The organism is Streptococcus sp. NSSLK0004, from assembly GCF_059039125.1.
On sequence record NZ_CM180142.1, the window covers coordinates 909,868 to 932,461 of the forward strand.

At 41.9% G+C, this 22,594-nt stretch carries 24 protein-coding genes and 1 pseudogene; 19 read left to right on the plus strand and 6 right to left on the minus strand.

Annotation, left to right across the window (positions count from 1 at the left end; translation table 11 throughout):
* Nucleotides 1-67 precede the first annotated feature (67 nt).
* The 18 genes from topA (at nucleotide 68) to AC4CS8_RS04770 (ending at nucleotide 16,426) form a co-directional block, all read left to right on the plus strand.
* Nucleotides 68-2,164 (plus strand): type I DNA topoisomerase, encoded by a 2,097-nt coding sequence (topA, locus tag AC4CS8_RS04685; protein ID WP_493893777.1) that lies wholly within the window; start codon nucleotides 68-70, stop codon nucleotides 2,162-2,164.
* A gap of 174 nt (nucleotides 2,165-2,338) precedes the next feature.
* Nucleotides 2,339-3,091 carry an HAD family hydrolase gene (locus tag AC4CS8_RS04690; protein WP_493893778.1) on the plus strand — a complete coding sequence of 251 codons (753 nt, stop codon included), beginning with the start codon at nucleotides 2,339-2,341 and terminating at the stop codon, nucleotides 3,089-3,091.
* Between the two features lie 168 nt (nucleotides 3,092-3,259).
* Nucleotides 3,260-4,594 (plus strand): methylenetetrahydrofolate--tRNA-(uracil(54)-C(5))-methyltransferase (FADH(2)-oxidizing) TrmFO, encoded by a 1,335-nt coding sequence (gene trmFO, locus AC4CS8_RS04695; RefSeq protein WP_493893779.1) that lies wholly within the window; start codon nucleotides 3,260-3,262, stop codon nucleotides 4,592-4,594.
* A gap of 118 nt (nucleotides 4,595-4,712) precedes the next feature.
* On the plus strand, nucleotides 4,713-4,946 hold the full coding sequence (relB, locus tag AC4CS8_RS04700; RefSeq protein WP_493893780.1) for a type II toxin-antitoxin system RelB family antitoxin: 234 nt from the start codon (nucleotides 4,713-4,715) through the stop codon (nucleotides 4,944-4,946).
* A complete protein-coding gene (locus AC4CS8_RS04705) occupies nucleotides 4,939-5,217 on the plus strand; it encodes a type II toxin-antitoxin system RelE family toxin (RefSeq protein WP_493893781.1) in 279 nt (92 codons plus the stop codon). The genes relB (AC4CS8_RS04700) and AC4CS8_RS04705 overlap by 8 nt, the downstream gene beginning before the upstream one ends.
* A gap of 73 nt (nucleotides 5,218-5,290) precedes the next feature.
* Nucleotides 5,291-6,328, plus strand: coding sequence for a DNA glycosylase AlkZ-like family protein (locus AC4CS8_RS04710; protein ID WP_493893782.1), 1,038 nt, complete (start codon nucleotides 5,291-5,293; stop codon nucleotides 6,326-6,328).
* Between the two features lie 81 nt (nucleotides 6,329-6,409).
* Nucleotides 6,410-7,234 carry an alpha/beta hydrolase gene (locus tag AC4CS8_RS04715; protein WP_493893783.1) on the plus strand — a complete coding sequence of 275 codons (825 nt, stop codon included), beginning with the start codon at nucleotides 6,410-6,412 and terminating at the stop codon, nucleotides 7,232-7,234.
* A gap of 28 nt (nucleotides 7,235-7,262) precedes the next feature.
* Nucleotides 7,263-8,009: an esterase family protein gene (locus AC4CS8_RS04720; RefSeq protein ID WP_024376612.1), complete on the plus strand. Its 747-nt coding sequence runs from the start codon at nucleotides 7,263-7,265 to the stop codon at nucleotides 8,007-8,009.
* A 19-nt stretch (nucleotides 8,010-8,028) separates the two neighbouring features.
* On the plus strand, nucleotides 8,029-9,195 hold the full coding sequence (locus AC4CS8_RS04725; protein ID WP_493893784.1) for an ATP-grasp domain-containing protein: 1,167 nt from the start codon (nucleotides 8,029-8,031) through the stop codon (nucleotides 9,193-9,195).
* Nucleotides 9,196-9,332: 137 nt separating this feature from the next.
* Nucleotides 9,333-9,473, plus strand: coding sequence for a hypothetical protein (locus AC4CS8_RS04730; RefSeq protein WP_493893785.1), 141 nt, complete (start codon nucleotides 9,333-9,335; stop codon nucleotides 9,471-9,473).
* Between the two features lie 12 nt (nucleotides 9,474-9,485).
* A complete protein-coding gene (locus tag AC4CS8_RS04735) occupies nucleotides 9,486-9,869 on the plus strand; it encodes a NisI/SpaI family lantibiotic immunity lipoprotein (protein WP_493893786.1) in 384 nt (127 codons plus the stop codon).
* Nucleotides 9,870-9,885: 16 nt separating this feature from the next.
* Nucleotides 9,886-10,638, plus strand: coding sequence for an ABC transporter ATP-binding protein (locus AC4CS8_RS04740; RefSeq protein WP_493893787.1), 753 nt, complete (start codon nucleotides 9,886-9,888; stop codon nucleotides 10,636-10,638).
* Nucleotides 10,639-12,609, plus strand: coding sequence for an FtsX-like permease family protein (locus tag AC4CS8_RS04745; RefSeq protein ID WP_493893788.1), 1,971 nt, complete (start codon nucleotides 10,639-10,641; stop codon nucleotides 12,607-12,609). It abuts the gene before it with no gap.
* A 91-nt stretch (nucleotides 12,610-12,700) separates the two neighbouring features.
* On the plus strand, nucleotides 12,701-12,940 hold the full coding sequence (gene relB, locus AC4CS8_RS04750; protein ID WP_015646833.1) for a type II toxin-antitoxin system RelB family antitoxin: 240 nt from the start codon (nucleotides 12,701-12,703) through the stop codon (nucleotides 12,938-12,940).
* A gap of 40 nt (nucleotides 12,941-12,980) precedes the next feature.
* The gene (locus AC4CS8_RS04755; protein ID WP_371314982.1) at nucleotides 12,981-13,196 is read left to right on the plus strand and encodes a type II toxin-antitoxin system RelE family toxin; all 216 of its coding nucleotides are present in this window, start codon (nucleotides 12,981-12,983) and stop codon (nucleotides 13,194-13,196) included.
* Nucleotides 13,197-13,228: 32 nt separating this feature from the next.
* On the plus strand, nucleotides 13,229-13,903 hold the full coding sequence (locus AC4CS8_RS04760) for a DNA-binding response regulator (protein WP_493893789.1): 675 nt from the start codon (nucleotides 13,229-13,231) through the stop codon (nucleotides 13,901-13,903).
* On the plus strand, nucleotides 13,900-14,841 hold the full coding sequence (locus AC4CS8_RS04765; RefSeq protein ID WP_493893790.1) for a sensor histidine kinase: 942 nt from the start codon (nucleotides 13,900-13,902) through the stop codon (nucleotides 14,839-14,841). The genes AC4CS8_RS04760 and AC4CS8_RS04765 overlap by 4 nt, the downstream gene beginning before the upstream one ends.
* A 76-nt stretch (nucleotides 14,842-14,917) precedes the next feature.
* Complete coding sequence (locus AC4CS8_RS04770) at nucleotides 14,918-16,426, plus strand: phosphohexomutase domain-containing protein (RefSeq protein ID WP_493893791.1); 1,509 nt, start codon at nucleotides 14,918-14,920, stop codon at nucleotides 16,424-16,426.
* A 67-nt stretch (nucleotides 16,427-16,493) separates the two neighbouring features.
* Here AC4CS8_RS04770 and xerS read toward each other — a convergent pair whose 3' ends face one another.
* A complete protein-coding gene (gene xerS, locus AC4CS8_RS04775; protein WP_493893792.1) occupies nucleotides 16,494-17,564 on the minus strand; it encodes a tyrosine recombinase XerS in 1,071 nt (356 codons plus the stop codon).
* Between the two features lie 149 nt (nucleotides 17,565-17,713).
* Here xerS and AC4CS8_RS04780 point away from each other — a divergent pair, with 149 nt between their 5' ends.
* On the plus strand, nucleotides 17,714-18,148 hold the full coding sequence (locus tag AC4CS8_RS04780; RefSeq protein ID WP_493893793.1) for a GNAT family N-acetyltransferase: 435 nt from the start codon (nucleotides 17,714-17,716) through the stop codon (nucleotides 18,146-18,148).
* A 48-nt stretch (nucleotides 18,149-18,196) separates the two neighbouring features.
* Here the strand turns inward: AC4CS8_RS04780 and AC4CS8_RS04785 are convergent.
* The 5 genes and pseudogenes from AC4CS8_RS04785 to AC4CS8_RS04805 all read right to left on the minus strand — a co-directional run bounded on the left by AC4CS8_RS04785 (nucleotide 18,197) and on the right by AC4CS8_RS04805 (nucleotide 22,449).
* Nucleotides 18,197-18,950: pseudogene (locus AC4CS8_RS04785) on the minus strand (DUF3307 domain-containing protein).
* Nucleotides 18,947-19,633: a SatD family protein gene (locus AC4CS8_RS04790; RefSeq protein ID WP_493893794.1), complete on the minus strand. Its 687-nt coding sequence runs from the start codon at nucleotides 19,631-19,633 to the stop codon at nucleotides 18,947-18,949. Before AC4CS8_RS04790 ends, AC4CS8_RS04785 begins: the two are co-directional and overlap by 4 nt.
* 148 nt (nucleotides 19,634-19,781) lie before the next feature.
* Nucleotides 19,782-21,320, minus strand: coding sequence for a signal recognition particle protein (ffh, locus tag AC4CS8_RS04795; protein ID WP_493893795.1), 1,539 nt, complete (start codon nucleotides 21,318-21,320; stop codon nucleotides 19,782-19,784).
* Between the two features lie 11 nt (nucleotides 21,321-21,331).
* Entirely contained in the window at nucleotides 21,332-21,664 is a 333-nt protein-coding gene (locus tag AC4CS8_RS04800) for a putative DNA-binding protein (protein ID WP_493893796.1), read from the minus strand.
* Between the two features lie 86 nt (nucleotides 21,665-21,750).
* Entirely contained in the window at nucleotides 21,751-22,449 is a 699-nt protein-coding gene (locus tag AC4CS8_RS04805; RefSeq protein ID WP_493893797.1) for a GntR family transcriptional regulator, read from the minus strand.
* Between the last annotated feature and the right edge of the window lie 145 nt (nucleotides 22,450-22,594).

A 22,594-nucleotide genomic window follows, 5' to 3' on the forward strand; every position in this document is an offset into this window, starting at 1 on the left:
AAAAATAGTTTATTCTTTTCTGAGTTGTGGTCAGTTACTAACTACAAATTCAATCAAAGGAATAAGAATGGCAACAAAAACTGCAAGCAAGAAAAAAACAACCAATACTAAGAAAAATTTAGTTATCGTAGAGTCTCCTGCCAAAGCTAAGACTATCGAAAAATACCTAGGTCGTAATTATCGTGTAGTCGCATCGGTTGGCCATATTCGCGACTTGAAAAAGTCTAGCATGTCTATTGACTTTGAAAATAATTATCAACCGGAATATATCAATATAAGAGGTAAAGGGCCGCTGATTAATTCTCTTAAAAAAGAAGCTAAAAATGCTAAACAAGTTTACCTAGCGAGTGACCCGGACCGAGAAGGAGAAGCGATTTCGTGGCATTTAGCTCATATTCTCGGACTAGATGAAAATGATAAGAACCGTGTTGTCTTTAACGAGATTACCAAAGATGCGGTAAAAAATGCCTTTAAGGAGCCACGCGCCATCAATCAGGATTTGGTTGATGCTCAACAAGCCCGCCGTGTCCTAGACCGTATCGTAGGATATTCTATTTCACCAATTCTTTGGAAAAAAGTTAAAAAAGGTTTATCAGCAGGTCGGGTGCAGTCAGTAGCACTCAAATTAATTATTGACCGCGAGAACGAAATCACCAACTTCAAACCAGAAGAATACTGGACAATCGATGCTATCTTTAAGAAAGGAAACAAGAAATTTCAAGCTGCCTTTTATGGCATGGATGGTAAGAAGGTCAAAATTGAGAATAATGACCAAGTTAAAGAGATTTTGGCCCGTCTTGAAGGAGATGACTTCTTGGTTGAGCAAGTGGAACGCAAAGAGCGTAAGCGCAATGCACCACTTCCATATACAACCTCTACTATGCAGATGGATGCAGCTAATAAAATCAATTTCCGTACCCGTAAGACTATGATGGTTGCCCAGCAGCTTTATGAAGGAGTTAATTTGGGAACTGGTGGTTCTCAAGGTCTGATTACCTATATGCGTACAGATTCGACGCGTATTAGCCCTGTTGCACAAGCGCAGGCTGCAGACTTTATTACTGAACGTTTTGGAGCAGACTACTCCAAACATGGTAGCAAGGTCAAGAATGCTTCAGGTGCTCAAGATGCCCATGAAGCAATTCGTCCGTCTAATGTTAACTTAACGCCTGAATCCATTGCCAAGTATTTGGATAAGGATCAGCTTCGCCTTTATACACTGATTTGGAATCGTTTTGTGGCTAGTCAGATGGCTGCTGCTGTATTTGATACCATGAGTGTTCGCTTGGGGCAAAATGGTGTTATCTTTACTGCCAATGGTAGCCAGATCAAATTTGACGGTTATATGGCTGTTTATAACGACGCAGACAAGAACAAGATGTTGCCAGATATGGAGAAAGGCGATATAGTTGTTCGTACAACGACAAATCCTGAACAGCATTTTACTCAACCACCAGCACGTTATTCAGAAGCAACCTTGATTAAAACTTTAGAGGAAAACGGAGTCGGACGTCCGTCAACCTATGCACCGACAATTGAAACGATTCAGAAGCGTTACTATGTCAAGCTGGCTGCCAAACGATTTGAACCGACCGAATTGGGCGAAATAGTTAATAAACTCATTGTTGAATTCTTCCCAGATATTGTCAATGTTAAATTTACAGCTGAAATGGAGCAAAAATTAGACGACATTGAAATCGGTAAGGAAGAATGGCAGAAGATTATCGATAGCTTTTACCAGCCGTTCAAGATTGAGTTGGCTAAGGCAGAAGTTGAGATGGAAAAAATCCAAATCAAAGATGAGCCAGCTGGTTTTGATTGTGATGTTTGCGGACATGAAATGGTCATTAAACTTGGAAAATACGGTAAGTTCTATGCTTGTAGCAACTTTCCAGATTGTCGCAATACCAAACAAATCACTAAGGAAATTGGTATTGTCTGTCCAGACTGCCACAAAGGGCAAGTTATTGAGCGCAAGAGCAAACGAAACCGTCTCTTCTACGGTTGTGACCGTTATCCAGATTGTGAATTTACTTCATGGGACAAACCAGTCGGACGTTCTTGTCCAAAATGTTCTCACTATCTTGTAGAGAAAAAAGTCCGTGGCGGAGGTAAGCAAGTAGTTTGTCCAAACGGGGACTACGAGGAAGAAAAAGTCAAATAGATTTTCCACCCAAAAGGGTGGTTTTTTGCGTTCTGGCAATCTATTATCAATACTCTGTAATATAAAAATACATGTTTTAGATACAAATTTTATAGGGAATTTTTACAGAAATGTTGCAAACGATTTCACATAGTGCTATACTGTATATATAATGTTACTGGTGAGGAGAGTATCATGAAAATTTACAAAAATTATATCTTTGACTTTTATGGGACATTAGTAGATATTAGAACAGATGAAAACAAGCTAGAACTTTGGGAATACCTTGCGGATTTATACAATTCTTTTGGGTGCACCTATCGTGCGAGACAATTAAAAAGCTGTTTTGAGACTATCGCAAGCGAGGAAGAGATAAACTTGATTCGCACCAGTCCCCATGAATTTGTTGAAATTGACTTGGAAAAAGTGTTTGTCCGTCTTTTGACGGATGCAAAATGTACTCGCCAAACTTTAAATACTCCAAAAGATTTGAAAACCTTTGGACAAATGATAGCTAATATATTCAGAATTTTATCAAGAGAAAAATTAGAAGCTTATCCAAATACTCTTTCCGTCTTAGACACTTTACAGGAAAAAGGAAGCCATTTGATTATTCTTTCTAATGCCCAACGAAGCTTTACTCAACCAGAAATAGAAATGACTGGTTGTGCAGACTTTATGGAAAAAATTTATATTTCCTCTGACTATCACATGAAAAAGCCTGAACCTGCCTTTCTCCAAATGGTCATGAAGGAAAACGACTTAATACCTGAGGAGACGCTCTTAGTAGGAAATGATTTGACAACCGATATTGCAATCGCTCAGGAATTAGGGATAGATTCAGCATTATTAAATACATTCTATTACAGTGACCAAGAAATTGATGCTTATCGGAGTAAAGGCTGGGACTTCATGGTCATTGAAGATATAGCAGAACTGGTTCAGTGATTGTTCGTAAATAAAATTATGTAAAAACTACTTTCGTTTCCATGAGAGTAGTTTTTGTCTTTTCCAGCCATTTTCTGATATACTGGATAGGTATTAAAATTTAGAAAGGTTCTGTTTTGGGTCATTCCCAAACGGTAGCCAGTAATTCTGGCTAGAGGTATTAGTTTCATGTCTCAAACCCACATTAACGTTATCGGAGCTGGCTTGGCTGGTTCTGAAGCTGCTTATCAGATTGCAAAGCGTGGCATTCCTGTCAAACTCTACGAGATGCGTGGTGTCAAGCCGACGCCCCAGCACAAGACCGACAAGTTTGCCGAGTTGGTCTGTTCCAACTCTTTCCGTGGTGATAGTTTGACCAATGCAGTAGGACTTCTAAAGGAAGAAATGCGCCGTTTGGATTCCATTATCATGCGGGCTGGAGAGGCTCACCGGGTGCCTGCCGGTGGTGCTATGGCCATGGACCGCGAGAATTTCTCCCAAGCGGTCACAGATGAGATTCACAATCATCCACTGATTGAGGTCATTCGCGGTGAGATTACAGAAATCCCTGAAGATGCTATCACAATTATTGCGACGGGACCTTTGACGTCCGACGCCTTGGCGGAGAAGATTCACGCACTCAATGGTGGCGACGGTTTTTATTTCTACGATGCGGCAGCACCGATTGTGGATAGCTCGACCATTAACATGGACTTGGTCTATCTCAAGTCCCGTTACGACAAGGGAGAAGCTGCCTATCTCAATGCTCCGATGAACAAGGAGCAGTTCACCGCTTTCTATGAGGCCTTGATTTCAGCCGAAGAGGCGCCGCTCAATTCCTTTGAAAAAGAAAAATACTTTGAAGGCTGTATGCCGATTGAAGTCATGGCCAAACGTGGAATCAAAACCATGCTGTATGGTCCGATGAAACCTGTTGGACTAGAATACCCAGAAGACTACAAGGGACCTCGTGACGGCGAATACAAGACACCTTACGCAGTTGTGCAACTCCGTCAGGACAATGCAGCAGGTAGCCTTTACAATATTGTCGGCTTCCAAACCCATCTCAAGTGGGGTGAGCAGAAGCGGGTCTTCCAGATGATTCCAGGACTTGAAAATGCTGAATTTGTCCGCTACGGCGTAATGCACCGCAATTCCTACATGGATTCGCCAAACTTATTGGACCAGACCTTTGCGACCAAGAAAAATCCAAATCTTTTCTTTGCTGGTCAAATGACAGGAGTAGAAGGCTATGTCGAGTCTGCCGCCTCTGGCTTAGTGGCCGGCATCAATGCTGTTCGCCGTTTCCGTGGCGAAGACCCAGTCATCTTCCCACAGACCACAGCTATCGGAGCTCTGCCATTTTACATCACCCACACTGAAAGCAAACACTTCCAGCCTATGAATGTCAACTTTGGCATCATCAAGGAGCTGGACGGGCCGCGTATCCGCGATAAGAAGCAGCGTTATGAGGCAATAGCAGAGCGTTCCCTCAAGGACTTGGAAGAGTTTTTGGCTTACTAAGATAATCAGCTAGCTCCAGACACCTTCGGGTGTCTTTTGTGTTGTCTGGAAAGTTGATTGACATTTTTCCTATTTCAGACTATAATGTTTACATAGTAAACATGAAGAGGTGATAGAAATGCCAACCTTATCAAAACCGATTGCGGTGCGCTTTGACGAAGATTTGGTCCAGTTAATCGAGGAAGTGTCTGCTGGTCAGCATATGACCAAGACGGATTTCATTCGGGAAGCCGTTTTAGAGAAATTAGAGGATATGTACGATATTGCCAAGGCAGAACAGACCTATCAAGAATGGTCTGATAGTGGTAAGAAAACCTATAGTCATGAAGAAATGATGAAACGCTATGGCTAAGTATCGTGTGGATTACGCACCTAGTTTTTTCGATGATATGGACAAGTTAGACAAGGGAACCAGTCGGCAGATTGCAAGGTGGATTGATAAGCACCTGGTAGATGTGGATTTCCCACGTTCTCCTGGAAAATATCTGACGGGCGATTTAGCTGGCTATGTCCGCTTTCGTGTTGGAAACTATCGTATCATTGCTGTCGTTGACGAAGGAGAACTGGTCTTGCTCAATCTCCATGTCGGACATCGCTCCGATATTTATAAGAAGTTGAAATGAGAGAATTTCATGCCAGACACCTTCGGGTGTCTTTTGTGTTATACTGGGATTAGAAGAGCGGAGGAGAAATACGATGCACCACGATACTTGGAAGGGAATTATTCTGCAGAAACAAGGTCTGTTGAAACCCCAGTCTGTTCAGCAAATCTGCCAAAATCTCAATGGTTTGCAGGCTCAGTTTCAGCCCTATGTTCATGTCGGATTTCGTAACCGTATGACAGTGGAGGATTTTTATGAGAGTAGCTGGCAGGAGGAGCTGACTCGCCAGTGGTCCATTCGGCGAACAGTCCATGCCTATCTCCAGTCGGAAATTCCCCTCTATATCCACGAGGGGCGGCTGGCCAGCACCGACTACCTCAAGACAGAAGGACGAGACGGGTTTAGCCCTCAGACAAAGCAGAAGTACCACCAGCTGATTTTAGAAGCCCTTGGTCAAAGTCCTATGACCCGCGAGGAGCTCAAGACCCTCTGTCGTGCAGAAAAGATAACTCAGGAAGAGGAGAAGCTGGTCTTTAATGCTTGGGGCGGTCTTTTTCGCTACATGGTCGAGCGTGGGGAAGTCTATCAAGAATACGGTGCCAAGCGTTTTCACCGTCTGACAGACTTTCAGCCACTTTCGCGGGAAAAAGCAGAGCTGGAAATCGCTCGACGGTATTTTGCAGGTTTTGGACCTGTCAGCCTAGCCGATGCCCGTTACTATTTTAAGGAAAATAAATCGACGGTCCTAAAATGGATGAAGCAATTAGACCTGAAAACTCTTGAAGTAGCTGGAGAAGAACGTTATTATCTAGGAGAATTAGAAGAAGCTCAACTGCCTGACTGCCTCTTCATAGCAGGATTTGACCAACTCTTACTAGGCTATGAAAAGAAAGCCAACCCTTTCTTTGACCCCAAGCATATCCGCCAGATGTATACACTGACAGGTATTGTCAAACCTGTTGTTTTCTATAAGGGACGACTGGTTGCGACCTGGAGAAGAGATAAGGACAGAATTGAACTGGCTATCTTTGAAAATCTGACCAGTCGTGAACTGAAAGAACTGGAAAGTTATCGCCAGAGCTATGAGGAGCATTTGAAAACGGAGCAAAAATTGTTCGGAAAATCAGAATAATGTAATAAAATAACTAAATTTTCTGAATATTTCACAAAAACTATGGTATAATACTAAAAATACTGTTAGAAAGAGATGTATATGAATAAGTCCTATTTTTATTTGGATATGAAAACCCATGAATTAGACGTTCCATTCACTGGTCGAAAGCGTCGTGTCCGTGTCTTATTGCCAAAAGGTTACGAAGAAAATACGGAAACGACCTATCCAGTTGTCTACTTCCATGATGGACAAAATGTTTTGTACAGTAAAGAAGCCTTTTCTGGACATTCTTGGAAAGTCATTCCGACAATCAAGCGAAATCCAGATATTGCCAAGATGATTATTGTGGCCATTGACAATGATGGTGCTGAACGGATGCATGAATATGCCGCATGGAAGTTTAGCGAAATGGGGATTCCAGGCATTCAGTTTGGTGGCAAGGGAACCTTATATGCCGAATTTGTCATGGATGTGGTGAAGCCCTTTATCGATCAAGAATACCGTACTAAGTCTGACAAGGCCCACACAGCTATGATTGGTTCATCTTTAGGGGGTAATATCACACAATTTATGGGATTGGCTTATCAAGACCAGATTGGCTGTCTGGGTGTCTTTTCATCAGCCAACTGGCTTCATCAAGATGCTTTCGACCGTTATATTGAACGTCAACAATTAGACTCAGAGCAACGAGTCTACATCTACGTTGGGACAGAAGAAGCAGATGATACAGATAAAACGCTGATGGCAGGTAATATCAAGCAAGCTTATATCAATTCCTCTCTGACTTACTATCGCCAATTGATCGCTGGCGGAGTGGATTTGGACAATATCGCCTTGGAAGTCGTTTCAGGTGCGGTCCATAATGAAGAGGCTTGGGCAACTTATTTGCCAGATTGCTTGCGCTTTTTAAGTGAAAAATGGTAATAGATTAGAAATTGTTAGGAGTATGAATATGCATGTAGAATTTTTAAGTCACTGGTCTGGAAATCTAGGCCGTGAAATGAATCTAAATCGTTATGGTCACGCTGGGATTCCTGTGGTAGTTTTTGCCTCATCAGGCGGTTCTTATAATGAGTATGCGGATTTTGGGATGATTGAAGCTTGCCGTGGATCTATCGAGGCAGGTCATGTTCAATTTTTCACCTTAACGAGTTACGACAGTGAAAGCTGGTTGGCAGACTGGAAATCTATTCATGACAAAGCAGAAGCTCACCGCGCCTACGAACGCTATGTGATTGAAGAAGCGATTCCCTTTATCAAACATAAAACTGGCTGGTTCGATGGGATGATGACGACTGGTTGCTCTATGGGAGCCTACCACGCGCTGAATTTCTTCCTCCAGCATCCGGATGTTTTCACGAAAGTTATCGCCCTTTCAGGTGTCTATGATGCTCGTTTCTTCAACAACAATCAAGACTATGGCAATGACGATGCTGTTTATCAGAACTCACCATCTGACTACATTTGGAATCAGAATGACGGTTGGTTTATTGACAAATACCGTCAAGCTGATATTATCGTTTGTACCGGTTTGGGCGATTGGGAGCAAGACGGTTTAGACTCTTTCTACAATCTTAAACGCGCATTTGAAGAGAAAAATATCCCAGCTTGGTTTGACACTTGGGGCACCGATGTGGCCCACGACTGGGTATGGTGGAGAAAGCAAATGCCATTCTTCCTTCACTCCATCGGACTATAAAAATTAGAAAGGACTGCCTATGAATTATCTCGTTATTTCCCCTTTTTATCCTGAAAATTTCCAACCCTTCACCATTGAATTGGCTAAAAAAGAAGGCGTTACGGTTCTAGGTATCGGGCAAGAACCTTACGATCAATTGCCAGAAGAACTCCGCAACGCTCTTACAGAATACTTCCGTGTCAATGATTTGGAAAATATTGATGAAGTCAAGCGTGCAGCTGCTTTCTTGATATACAAGCATGGTCCAATTGACCGTGTAGAATCCCACAACGAGCACTGGTTAGAAAATGACGCCGCACTCCGTGAACAATTTAATATTTTTGGAGCTAAGCCAAGTCATCTTAAAAAGACAAAATTCAAGTCTGAAATGAAGAAATATTTCTCCAAAGCAGGTGTTCCTGTAGTTCCAGGTATGGTTGTCAAATCGGAGAAAGACATTGATAAGGCTGTTAAGACAATTGGTTTTCCAATGATTGCTAAGCCTGACAACGGTGTTGGGGCATCTGGTACCTTTAAACTCACAAAGAAAGTAGATTTGGAAACCTTTAAAGAAGCTTGGGATGGTCAAACAGCCTATTTCTTTGAGAAATTTGTCAACTCAAGCATTATCACAACCTATGATGGATTGGTGGACAGCAAGGGAAATGTTGTTTTCGAAACAGGCTTGACCTATGTACACACACCGTTTGAACTCATGCAAAGCAAGAAAGACAATGCTTATTTCATAGAGAAGGAGTTGGATCCTAAATTAGTAAAATATGGTCATGCGATTATCAAAGCCTTCGGTATGAAAGAACGTTTCTTCCATATTGAATTTTTCAAGAACGGCAAAGATTACATCGCGATTGAATACAACAACCGTATGGCAGGTGGCTTCACTGTAGAAGCTTACAACTATGCTCATTCGATTGACCTTTTCCGTGACTATGCCAATGTGGTGACTGGTGCTACAGTTGAGGAACGTCGATTTGAGCCTCAATATTGTCTGGTAGCAACTCGTCGTGATACGACTGACTATGTTCACTCAGCAGATGACATTCATCAGAAATTCGCTGGTAAGATTAAAACCGTCAAACGCATGCCAGATGCCTTTGCGGAACTTCAGGGAAATGATGCCTATCTACTTGTAACGGAAAGCAAGAAAGAGTTAGATGAAATGATTGCTTTTATCGGAGAGACAAAATAGAATAGATTGAAAGATGCCAGAATGGTGTCTTTTTTCTTTCCTTACAAAGTTGTAAGTTTTTTTATCAGAACTGTAAGTGAGTACAGAAAGAATATTTTCTATAATAGACTCATAAGAAAACGAAAGAAGGAAATCATATGTCATTCAAATTTTTACAAGCCAAGAAAATGGAAGAAGTGGTATTCTCAGAAAAAGAAAAGGCTGAACTCTTGGAACAGGCAGAATTCTTAGAGGAATTATCCCAGAATTTGCAAAGTATGCGATTTATGGCATACTAGAGGGAGGAAACTATGAAAAAGAAAGTATTTTGTCTGCTGGCTTTTGGTAGTATAATGCTAACCGCTTGCTCTTCCTCTTCAGCAGGTCTTAGCTTTGATGAGGGCTATCAAACTTTCCATTACAAGGGAAAAGACTATGCCGTTAGCAAACAGGAAGTTGCCGAAGATAGTATTCGAGGAACAGAAGGCAAGTTTATGGAATGGCCCGTTGTCAAAGAAGAGGGTTCTGTCAAAGAAACAGTTTCCTTGAATAATCTTTACACTACTTCTAACAAGGAATGGGCCATCGGTGTCCAGGATGGTTATTATAAGGTAGATTTAGAAGATAATATTGCTGAATCAGACCGAATCGACTATCAAACAGTTCTTGACCAAGTTGATTTAGACAGTGAATAAGGAATTAGGAGTAACTATGTTATTAGAAATCAATCATTTAGAAAAAGTTTACCGCACGCGCTTTTCAAAAGAGGAAACTCGTGCCTTGCAAGATGTGGATTTTAAGGTAGAGGAGGGCGAGTTTATCGCCATCATGGGGGAAAGTGGTTCTGGTAAGACGACTTTGCTCAACATTCTAGCAACCTTGGACAAGCCGACGAGGGGTTCGGTTATCTTAAACAATCAGGATATTACGAAAATTAAGGAAAGCAAGCTGGCGGATTTCCGTTTGCGTAACCTAGGCTTTGTCTTCCAAGATTTTAATCTCTTGGACACCCTATCCATCCAAGACAATATCTTTTTACCTCTGGTATTGGCGCGTGAGAGCCATCAAGAAATGGAGAAAGGTTTGAAAGTTCTGGCTCCCAAACTACGCATTCAAGATTTGCTGAAAAAACGTCCTTTTGAGCTGTCTGGTGGACAGAAGCAGCGCGTGGCCATTGCCCGCAGTTTGATTACCCAGCCACAGATTGTCCTAGCAGACGAACCGACGGCTGCCCTAGATTATCGCAATTCAGAAGACTTGCTGAATTTGTTTGAAGACATCAACCGTGACGGTCAAACTATTCTCATGGTGACCCACTCAGCCAATGCAGCCAGCCATGCCAAACGGGTTCTCTTTATCAAAGATGGTCGCATTTTCCATCAACTGTACAAGGCAGACAAGAGCAATCAAGACTTTGCCAAGGAGATTTCGCTCAACATGTCTGCACTTTTAGGGGGTGAGTAGATGTTTTACCTCAAACTTGCTGGGCAAAATATCCGAAAATCCATGGGTGTTTTTGCTCCCTTCGTTTTAGCCAGTCTTGTGCTATTTACTCTGATTTGTTCCATGTTCTTACTCATGCTGAGTCCAGTTATAAAGACCATGGGCTCTGGTGCCGTTTCTATCGGTCTTGGCGTGATTGTTCTGACCATTTTCTCGGTCATTATGGAGATTTATAGTTTTAATTTCCTGATGAAACAACGGGCGAGAGAATTTGGTCTCTATAACATGCTGGGGATGAACAAGAAAAAAGTAGCCTTGATAGCCAGCATCGAATTGATGATGATTTTCTTGCTAGTTGTGGTTCTTGGTTCTGTCTTAGCTGGTGTGTTTGCAAATGTTCTCTACTTGATTTTTGTAAATCTAACACATTATAGTGATTTGCATTTTGGAATAGCCCCTCTGGCATTTGCCATGACCGCCTTTCTCTTTGCAGGCATCTTCTTCCTCTTGGAATTGCTAGCCATTCGGACCATCGGTAAGACCAGTCCACTGATTTTGTTCCGAGCTAGTGAAAAAGGAGAGAGGGAGCCAAAAGGCAATGTCCTTCTGGCTGCCCTTGGTGTAGTGGGACTGGGTGTTGGATACTACCTATCACTTTCATCGAAAGCAGCAGGTCTAGCTCTTATCTATCGGTTCTTTATCGCTGTGCTCTTTGTCATTGCGGGGACCTATCTGTTCTACATCAGCTTTATGACTTGGTATTTGAAGGCTCGTCGGAAAAACAAGCGGTATTTCTATACGCCAGAGCATTTCATTACGACATCGCAGATGATTTTCCGGATGAAGCAGCACGCAACGGGTTTGGCCAATATCACACTGCTTGCGGTCATGGCCTTTGTAACCATTGCGACCACAACGTCCCTTTATACAGGTATAAGCAGTATGACAGGTGCACTATATCCCAAGGAAACATCGATTACCTATAAAGTTTCGGATAGAAGTCAAGGTGAAGCTGCCTATCAGCAATCGGTGCTCAGCCATTTTCCAGAAAAAGCCAATGACAATTTATCCTACCTAACCTATCAAGCTGGGTTGGTCTATGATGGTGGCGAAGAGATTGTCATTAGCCCAGAAACTATTGCCAATCCAGACTTTAGCAAAATGGCCTTTACCTACTTCATCACCCAAGATGATTTCAGAAAATTGGGCAATGACCTGCCAGAGCTTGCTGCCAATCAAGTGGTCTTTATGCGTCCGAGCGAAAAACCATCGCTGAAGAAGCTTGTTTTGGGCGATCAAACCTTTGAGAATGTAGCCAATCTTGATAAGGCAATCTTCCCGGATATTACCAATACAATAGCCGCAGCTATTATGGTGGTTAAAGATGATACAGTTTTAAACGTTATTCGTGAGTACTACGAATCATATAATCCTCAAGGCTATCTAACCAGTCTGGACTACCGTGTCTTTACCGATTTGACTGATGAAGAGGTACTCTCTCTTGGAGAGCAATCTGGTGAAATATATGAAATTCTCGATGAAAATGGAGAATATCTTGGAAATGTCATGCAACGCACGGATTTCAACAATTTACTGATGGGCTTTACAGGCGGTTTCCTCTTTACAGGTTTCTTGCTGGGAATTAGTTTCCTACTGGGTGCGGCCTTGATTATCTACTACAAGCAGTACTCAGAAGGGCATGAGGACAAGAAATCCTACAAGATTTTACAAGAAGTGGGCATGAGTACAGCAGCGGTCAAAAAGACAATCAACTCTCAAACGCTTTTGGTCTTCTTTATGCCACTGGCTATGGCGACCTTGCATTTCGTGATTTCTCTTGTCATGCTCAAGCAAATGCTACTGAGTTTTGGTGTCACCTCTTCGCTTATGATTTATACGGTCAGCGGAATTACCCTACTGGCAGTCGCTCTGATTTACTTCGTCATTTACAAGTGGACTAGTCGCACCTATTACCGCATTATTGAACGGTAGCAGAAGTCTCGCCTTGTGCGAGATTTCTTGCATTTTTAGGGAAATGGTGTTACAATGGTAATACCAAAGAAATACTCGAAGAGGTGAGAAAATGGCGGCTATCACATTGAAAGTTTCTGAGCAGGACAAGCTCTTTATGCAGGCTATGGCAAAGTTTGAAGGTGTCAGCTTGTCAGAACTCATTCGAACTAAAACCCTTGAAGCCCTTGAAGATGAATACGATGCGCGTGTGGCAGACATTGCTTGGGCAGAATACCAAGAAGACTTGGCGAATGGAATTGAGCCGATAACATTAGAACAAATGGCTGAGGAGTTGGGCATTGAGTTATAAGGTTATTTTGTCTGCTAAGGCCCAAAAGCAAATTCGAAAGATGGATAAAACCGCTGCAAGTTTGATTTTGCGCTATCTTTATAAGCATATTGACGGGTGTGACAACCCCAGACAATACGGAAAAGCTTTGACTGCCAATCGTTCTGGCCAATGGCGCTATCGTATCGGCAACTACAGGGTTATCGTCAGCATTGAAGATGATAAATTGATTGTAACAGCCCTTGAAGTCGGGCATCGGAAAGAAATATATAAATAGAAAGCCAAGACCTGTGTCCTGGCTTTTACAGAATGAAGAAGATGAAAAAAGAAAAGATTTATATTGTTGAAGACGATGAAATGATTGTACAGCTCTTAAAACAACATCTAGGAAAAACTTATCAGGTGGAAAGTGTGCAGAATTTCCGAGCTGTCAGTCAGGAAGTGGCGGAAATTAAACCAGACTTGGTGCTGATGGACATTAGCCTGCCTTATTACAACGGTTTTTACTGGACGACTGAAATTCGTAAAACCATGACCATGCCCATTATCTTTATCTCCTCTAGTGATGATGAGATGAATGCAGTCATGGCTATGAACATGGGGGGCGATGATTTTGTGTCCAAGCCCTTTTCATTGGGAATTTTAGATGCCAAAATCGGTGCCTTTCTGCGTCGGGTCAATCAATTCAGTAAATCAACTGATTTGTCAATTGACCAGTTTCAACTTAGTTTAGACGGACGATTTTCAAACGAATCGGATCAGGTTCAATTGTCTCCTACGGAAACTAAGATTTTGTCCGCCTTACTAGAACGACAAGGGCAGATTGTTAGCAAGGAAGAACTCTTGGAAAAACTCTGGGAAAATGAAGAGTTTATCGACCAGAATACGCTCAATGTCAACATGACCAGACTGCGTAAGAAGGTGAGTGAAGTGGGATTTGACCGTATTCATACCGTTCGTGGCGTGGGGTACTTGGTCAAATGATAGCAAAATTTATCCGTGAATATAGGAGTTTTTATTTCTCATATATTGTTTTATCTGGCAGTTTTATCTTGCTTTTCTATCTCTACCAATTGCCCAGCGAATTTCTGCAAAACGCTCTGCTATTGTCCCTAACCCTCATCATCCTACTGACTGTAGGCCTATTCTGGAAGTTTCGCAACCGCATGAGAGCCTTGGAAGACTATGTTCATGAAGAAGCTTTGCCCCTGCTCAATAAGCCTGTGGACCTTGCCTATCTCAACTTGATTGAAGCGGAGAAGGAGACGACGCGGGAGCAGCTCCTGGATTATAAGTCACGAGAGGAAGACTTGCAAGCTATGGTCAAAATGTGGTCTCACCAGATGAAAGTGCCTTTGGCTGCCCTGTCTTTGATGAGCCAGACTGACAATCTCAACCAGCAGGATGTCAATCATCAGCTCTTACGCTTGGACAATTATATGGCAAATCTCCTCAACTACCTCAAGCTGACCAACCATGCCAGCGATTTTCGCTTTGAGCAGGTGGAAGTGAGAGAAGTAGTGGTCGATTTGGTCAAAAAATACCGCAATCAGTTCTTGCAAAAAGACATTTCGGTGACCATCGATGGAAAGTGGCTACTGAAAACCGATAAGAAATGGCTCAGTTTTGCCCTGTCACAGATAATCGACAACGCCCTCAAGTACAATAAGACTGGTGGTAAGGTGGCTATTGAATTGAATGGGGGAATTTCCGTTACTGATACGGGAATTGGCATTTTGGCAGAAGATATTCCTCGCCTGTTTGATGAGGGATTTACAGGTTTTAATGGCCGTGAACACCAAAAAGCCACAGGATTTGGCTTGTATCTGACCAAGCGGGTCTTGAATCAGTTGGAACTAGTTATTTCAGTGGAAAGTCGAGTAGACGTCGGCACCACCGTAACCATCACCAAAGTACAATAGGAGCTGTACTTTTTCCTTTTGAAAGCGTTTTGATTTTGTGATATACTGAAGCTACTAGATAAATTAGGAGGTTACTATGTCACACCATCACGTCTTGCAAAACGGATCGGATATTCGTGGAATTGCTATCGCTACAGACGAATATGCTGTCAATCTCACTCCACAAGCCACCAAGGAAGTGGTTCGCGGACTAATTCATTGGCTGACCCAGAAGCCTGAACTTGCTCAAGCCTATCAAGTAGGACAACTCAAGATTGGTATCGGCCGAGATAGCCGCCTCAGTGGTCCAGACTTGGTCGCCGCCTTCACAGAAGAAGCAGTGCGTTTGGGCGTTCAGCTGTTCGACTTCGGTATGGCCACTACGCCAGCCCTCTTCATGAGCACCCAGTATCCGCAGTTCAAGTGCCACGCAGGTGTCATGATTACTGCCAGCCACCTGCCGTATTACTTCAACGGCATTAAGATTTTTTCGGAAAATGGCGGAGCAGAGCATGAAGATATTGACTTCATCCTCTCACATAGTGAAGACTTGCCAGCTACTTCTCTTGGAAGTGTGACCCACGCAGACTTGATTACGCCTTATGCCCAAGACTTAGTTGGCAAAATTCGTACCGCTTGTGGCGGACAAGAAAAACCACTTGCCAATCTCAACATTATCGTTGATGCTGGAAATGGTGCAGGCGGATTTTTTGCTGAGAAAGTGTTGGCAGAGTTAGGAGCAGACACTACAGGCTCACAATTCCTAGACCCAGACGGCACTTTCCCAAATCATGTTCCAAACCCTGATAACAAGGAAGCTATGGAAAGCATTCGTCAGGCTGTCTTGAAGCAAGGTGCAGATCTTGGTATTATCTTTGATACCGACGTTGACCGTGCCGCCCTGGTCACCAAGTCAGGTCAAATTCTCAATCGTAACAACCTGATTGCCGTGCTTAGCCAGATTATCCTAGCTGAACATCCAGGAACCAGCATTGTAACCAATTCCCCAACGACTGAACACCTTAAGGTCTTTATAGAAAGCCTGGGAGGCAAACAAATTCGCTATATTTCAGGCTACCGTAATGTCATCAATCGTGCTATTCTTGCCAATCAAGAAGGAATCGACTGCCAGTTGGCTATTGAAACATCAGGACATGCAGCCTTCAAAGAGAATTACTTCCTTGATGACGGAACCTATGTGGCGGCTAAGATTCTCATGCTCTTACCAAAACTGCAAGCTCAAGGCAAGTCCTTGGACGACTTGATTGCCCAGCTTAAACAACCGCTTGAAACCCAAGAAGTGCGTTTCAAACTAGAAGCGGCAGACTATCGAGCACTGGGTGAACAGGTCATTGCTGAACTTCGTAAAACCAAGCTCGTAGGCTTTGCTTTTAACCCAGAAAACGAAGAAGGAGTACGCTTTGATCTGGCTGCACCTTATGGTGATGGCTGGCTCTTGCTTCGCATGAGCCTCCATGAGCCACTTCTCGTTTTACAGGTAGAAAATGACCTGACAGGTTATATTCCAACTGTCCTAAAAACAATTTCTTCATTCTTGGACCAGTACCCAGCTGTTAATCAGGAAAAATTGAAGGAATTACTATAGCAAAAGAAACTAGGAGTAAGTTGTGCTTACTCCTAGTTGTTGTTTACATAATTCATTTTATGTAACATTATAGTTGGTCCAGAGCATTCTTCTGCTCATCATTGACAATGTGGGTGTAGAGGTCTGTTACCTGAGTGTTGGCATGACCCAGCTGGTGACTGACCAAGACTTGCGACTTGGTAGCATCATAAAGTCGAGTGGCTAATGTGTGACGGAGTTTGTGGGGTGTTACTCGTATCTTGAAGTCGGCGGAGTATTTAGCCACCATTTTCTCGATAGAAGAGGCATCGATACGATTTGGAAGACCACGATATTCGGACAGGAAGAAGGCGGTATCTGTTTTTTCAGCCTTATAGCGTTGCTGACGGATACTCATGTAGGCTTCTAAATAAGGTTTAGCAAAACCTGCCACATTGACCGAGTCCCGCTTACCACCCTTACGTGTGACCTCTATCACCATCATTTTTAGGTTAACATCGCGAAGGTCTAGATTAACAGCTTCAGAGAGACGGACACCAGATGCCAAGAGAAGTGCCAAAATCGCTAAATCTCGCTCCTTGTTTTTCTGGAAGGAGGAGAGGGCACGTTTAGAAAGATTGACCTGGTATTCCGTATCGACATAGTCTAAGAACTCCATGGTCTCATCACCCAAAAAGAGCTTTTGCTTGATATTTTCCGCCCGAGCAGCCAAGGTTTCTTTCTTTTTCTTGGTGGATACCTTTTTCATGACATTACGATAGAAGTAGGGCTCGCCTTGCTCATTCTCCACTTCTTCGGTTAAATACTTGAAGAGACTAGAGAGAGCCGACAGGGTACGGTTAATGGTGGTCTGCGACACACCATTCTGTGTGGTATTGGCGTTCAGCAAAGGACGCTCCCGCAGATAAAGTATGAAAGCCTCCATATCTTTTTTTGTCAAATGTTCCAAAACATCCAACGGAATGTCAGCAATCTGTTCAACCGATACCAAATCGGAATCCTGTAACCACTCAAAAAAACGTCTGTATTCTTTCAAGTATTCGTACAAGGTTGTAAAACTATAAGGAACGGACAGCTTTGATTGATAGTATTCCAAGACATACCAAGGCATGATTTCTTTTAGTTGATCAATTTTTTCTAGTAATAACTCACGTCTCATCATTTTCTCCTGAATGTATCTATATCAGTAGTATAGCATAGTCTTATACAAGTTTCAAGAAAATTATAGTTTTTCGGAAAGATGTATATAGGGAAATTTAATTAATAAAAAAATATGATATAATACAAACAAATACGAAAGGATGTTTTATGCTAGATTTTGTTCCTGTCAGTCCTGATAATTGGCGAGTTCCGTTATCTGTTTCTCCTGACCAAGCGGAGTTTGTCGCCGATAAGGTAACTACCTTGGCACGTGCCTTTGCTTATCGAATGTTTGATAGCCAGGCTTATTTGATTTACCAGCAAGATTGTCCTGTTGGCTTGATTCTATACCATGATTTTCCTGAACGACAAGCCTATCTCATCTCTGAATTTTTTATTGATGTGAATTTTCAGCGACAAGGTTTGGGTCGTCAGACTATGACACAGTTGCTGGAAAAATTCCGCACAGAAAGAAAATTTTCAGCTGTTCAGCTCTGCATTTTATCCCAAAACACCCCAGCCAAAGCTTTATATCAATCACTTGGCTTTGTTGAAACGGGCGAATACGATGAAGATGAGATTGTATTGCGATTTGAATTCTAAAAAAAGTTTACACAAAATAAATTATGTAAACTTTTCCTTTTATAAATTTTATAAAATCAATAAAACGTATAATACCAAGACGCTAATAATACTAAACAGCGAACCAATCAAATAGTATTCAGCAAATGCTTGACTTTTTGAAATTTTATCATAGCGTGCGATAGATTTTGCTGTGAATACTAAACCAATAGCTGTGAATTGCCCTAATAGGAGCAAAATTCCCATTATCAAGCGTTCCAATTGTCCTATTAAGGCTCCTGCACCAGAAATTGTTTGTTCTGTCTCTATCGCTTCTTCTACTACTTGGTATTTGCTAAAAAAGAGTTTGAAGATAATATTAACCGGTTTGGTGACAGTAATCAAAAAGAGCAACTGTTGGCTGAAGTAAACAAAGGAAGGGGCCTGAGCTAAGGGACTTAGAGTCGAAAGATTGCCTCCAATTTGCTGATAAAGAATCACAATAGCAAACAGATGCAAGGCTTGGTCCACTAGAAAAGCAATTCCTTCCCACGCATCCTTGATTAGCCCACGCTTGCTGAGAAAGTATTTTCCATAGTCAATCGCCACGTGGCTCAACCAAACTTGGAAGAGTAAATCATTGTTTTGACGGGGAAATAGCAAAGCGAGCAGTCCGAGCGGTAGCAACCAAGAAAAGATGGACAAGAAGGGCAGAGAACTGTTCTTTTTTATTATCTGCAAGTGTCTGGTTTTGGAGTACAAAATCGCTGATAAGATGGGCTAAAATCAGCATGATTAGAATTGGTTGATTCATCAGATAGGAAGATAAAGGTAAAAAACTCATGTCTGGTCACTCCTTTTCTTTAAGACTCTGGCACTCTGTAAAATAAGATTGATGGCTGTTTGTCGATTGCGAAGATAGAGTTTGACTCCACTTGATTTAAGACGTTTGGTAAAGGCACTTTGACTGATTCCAAAAGCTTGCGCCAAGGGTTTTTGCTTGAATTCTTCAGAATAAACGCCAGCACCTAGAAGGAGTTGAAAAAACTCATGCTGAGTCTTATTCCAACCAGCCTTGATATAGTCGCCAGAGGTTAAAAGTGCATTTACGGCCTGGTTAAGCTGATTGACATCCGATGAGAAAGCTATCTGGCTACTGCCGTAATCATTGTGGTTATGAATAAAGTCAATCGCTTCACGGGCCTGCCAATAAGCTGGACCATCAGCTCCGATACTTTGTTTGGGATTGATTTCTGTCAGAATTTCCCCTAAACCAATGCCAAAACGGATGCCGATTTGCCCATAAAATACCTCTTGAATCCGATCGATTATCAGAAAGATATGAGGATTTGGCAGACAGAGAGCTTGGAACTCATCTCCCTTAGTAATGGTAAAAGGGGAGGCAAAGTGTTCTGCGTAGTCTTTGTTGACTTGCTGCAAGATAGTTTCTAACTGTGTTTGGATAAGGTGACGCTCCAAGGCTTGTTTGGATTCAATTATATCACCAATCACTGCAATGTACTGCATAAACTCCCTCCTTTTTCTGTATATGTCTATTATAACGGACATTTTTTAAAATGTCTGTAAAAAAGGACATTTTTTGTTATTTCCTATATAATGGACATTTTTTAGATTTGCGACTGCTTCTCTTTCTAAAAATAAAAAGAAAGAAGAGTTATTTCCTCTTCTTCTTAGCTTTTTTAATCTTATTAGCTTGGCGTTTCATGGCTTGTTTCATTGCAAACTCACCAATTTTACCACCAATACCGCCACCGAACATTTGGCTCATATCAGGCATTGCTCCGCCTCCCATCATGCCTTCTAAGGCAGACATATCCATGCCATTCATATTTGGCATGTTCTTTGGAAGCTTAGCAGGGTTAATTCCCATTTGTTTCATCATTTTGTTCATATCGCCTGACATAACACCTTGCATCATGGTTTTGGCTTGGTTGAAATCTTTAATAAACTTATTGACATCAACAAAGCTATTTCCTGAGCCAGCCGCGATACGGCGACGGCGACTTGGGGTTAGCAAGTCTGGATTTTCACGTTCTGCTGGTGTCATAGAGGATACAATGGCACGTTTACGGGCGATTTCTTTTTCATCAACCTTAATGTTAGCCAGGGCAGGATTACCAGCCATGCCAGGAAGCATCTTGAGCAAGTCTTCCATTGGTCCCATGTTTTGTACTTGATCTAATTGATCGATGAAATCATTAAAATCAAAGGTATTTTCTCGCATCTTTTCAGCAAGTTCCAGTGATTTTTTCTCATCATAATCTTTGCTGGCCTTCTCAATCAGAGTCAGCATATCCCCCATGCCCAATATACGAGACGCCATACGGTCTGGGTGGAAGGTTTCAATATCTGTGATTTTTTCACCAGTACCGGTAAATTTAATCGGTTGGCCAGTGATATGACGGACAGATAATGCAGCACCGCCACGAGTATCCCCGTCGATTTTAGTTAGGATAACCCCTGTGATAGCTAGCTGATCGTTAAATTCTTTTGCTACGTTGGCAGCTTCTTGACCAATCATAGCATCAATCACCAAGAGAATTTCGTTTGGTTGAGCAAAAGCCTTAATATCACGTAATTCAGCCATAAGCTCTTGGTCAATTTGCAGACGACCTGCCGTATCGATCAAGACATAGTCATTGTGATTAGCCTTGGCTTGCTCCAAACCTTGACGAACAATCTCAAGAGCTGGAACTTGGTTGCCTAATTCAAAGACGGGTACATCAATTTGCTGACCAAGTGTTTTTAATTGGTCAATGGCAGCTGGGCGGTAAATATCCGCAGCAATCAAAAGCGGACGAGCGTTTTCTTCCTGCTTCAGTTTATTAGCTAATTTACCTGTAAAAGTTGTTTTACCAGCACCCTGCAAGCCGACCATCATGATAATGGTTGGAATTTTTGGTGACTTGATAATTTCAGCGGTATCTGCTCCTAAAACTGCAGTCAGTTCTTCATTGACAATTTTAATGATTTGTTGAGCTGGATTGAGCGTATCGATGACCTCGTGTCCAATTGCACGCTCGCGGATTTTCTTAATAAAGTCTTTGACAACTGGTAGTGCAACGTCGGCTTCTAAGAGAGCCAGACGAATCTCCTTGGTTGCTTCTTGAATGTCGCTTTCAGTGATTTTGCCCTTACGGCGTAGGTTTTTAAAGACGGATTGTAAGCGTTCCGTCAAGTTTTCAAATGCCATTTTCTTCTCCTTTAATCTCGGTTATCAATGCTAGAAAGAATGGAAATCTTCTCCTTGAGATAGTCATCCTCTGGGTATTGTTCCAAGAGCTCATCTAAAATCTGGCTACGGACAACGTAGTCAGAATACATATGGAGCTTCATTTCATAGTCTTCTAATAATTTTTCTGTTCGCTTAATATTGTCATAAACAGCCTGACGGCTAACTTGAAATTCTTCTGCAATCTCTGCTAAGCTGTAATCATCAGCATAGTACAATTCGATATAGTTCATCTGCTTGTCAGTTAACAGAGCAGCATAAAATTCAAACAAGGCATTCATGCGATTGGTTTTTTCAATTTCCATAAGGTTTATTATACCAAAATCTCTGTTATAGAGGAACTAGTAGGTATAGCTTTTTATCAATTGTTACATAATAAATGTTATGTAAATTAATTATTTTCCAGATAAAATTCAAAACGCTCCCCAACGTACTGACTATTTACAAATTCAAAGGCGCGTCCATCTTCAAGATAAGATACTTGTTTCAAAGCGAGAATAGCTTGATTTTTTGTAATTTGTAAATATTGTGCAACCTTTTCATTGGCTAATCGTGCAAAAATCGTCTGTTTGCTGGTTCCAATCCGATACCCATTTTCTACCATTGTTTTAAAAAAATGATTTGTCACATCCTCTTTCGGAACATCCTCAATCAGATGTTCTGGAATGCTTGCAACTTCATAAACAACAGGAATATCATCAGCGTAGCGAACGCGTTCCATCCTAATGATGTGCTCGCCCTTTGCTAGCCCTAGCTGTTCCATTTCTTTCTCATTTGGCTTGGTCCGAGTGTAAGACAAAAGTTTACTAGTGGGTACTTTTCCTTGTAATAGCATAAGTTCTGTAAAGGAAGTTGTTCCACGCATTTTTTCTTGTACTCGCGTGCTAGCTACATAGGTACCTGACCCGACCTTACGTTGTAGCACTCCTTCTTCAACTAAGAGTGTGATTCCTTGGCGCAGGGTCATTCTAGATACACCAAATTGGTCTGCTAAATCACGTTCGCTAGGTAGCCGTTGACCAATCTTCCAAATTCCCTTGTCAATTTCGTCTTTTATTCGATCGTGAATGGTAATATATGCTGCTGTCATTCAATTGAACCTCTCTGATTATTAGTTTACCAAAATTTATTCTTTTTGACTAATCTAGACCAGTTTTTTGGTGTAAGCATCAATTCATGCAAACATTCTATATAGTTCACCTTTAATAACGTAGGTAAAATTAGATAAAAACGAA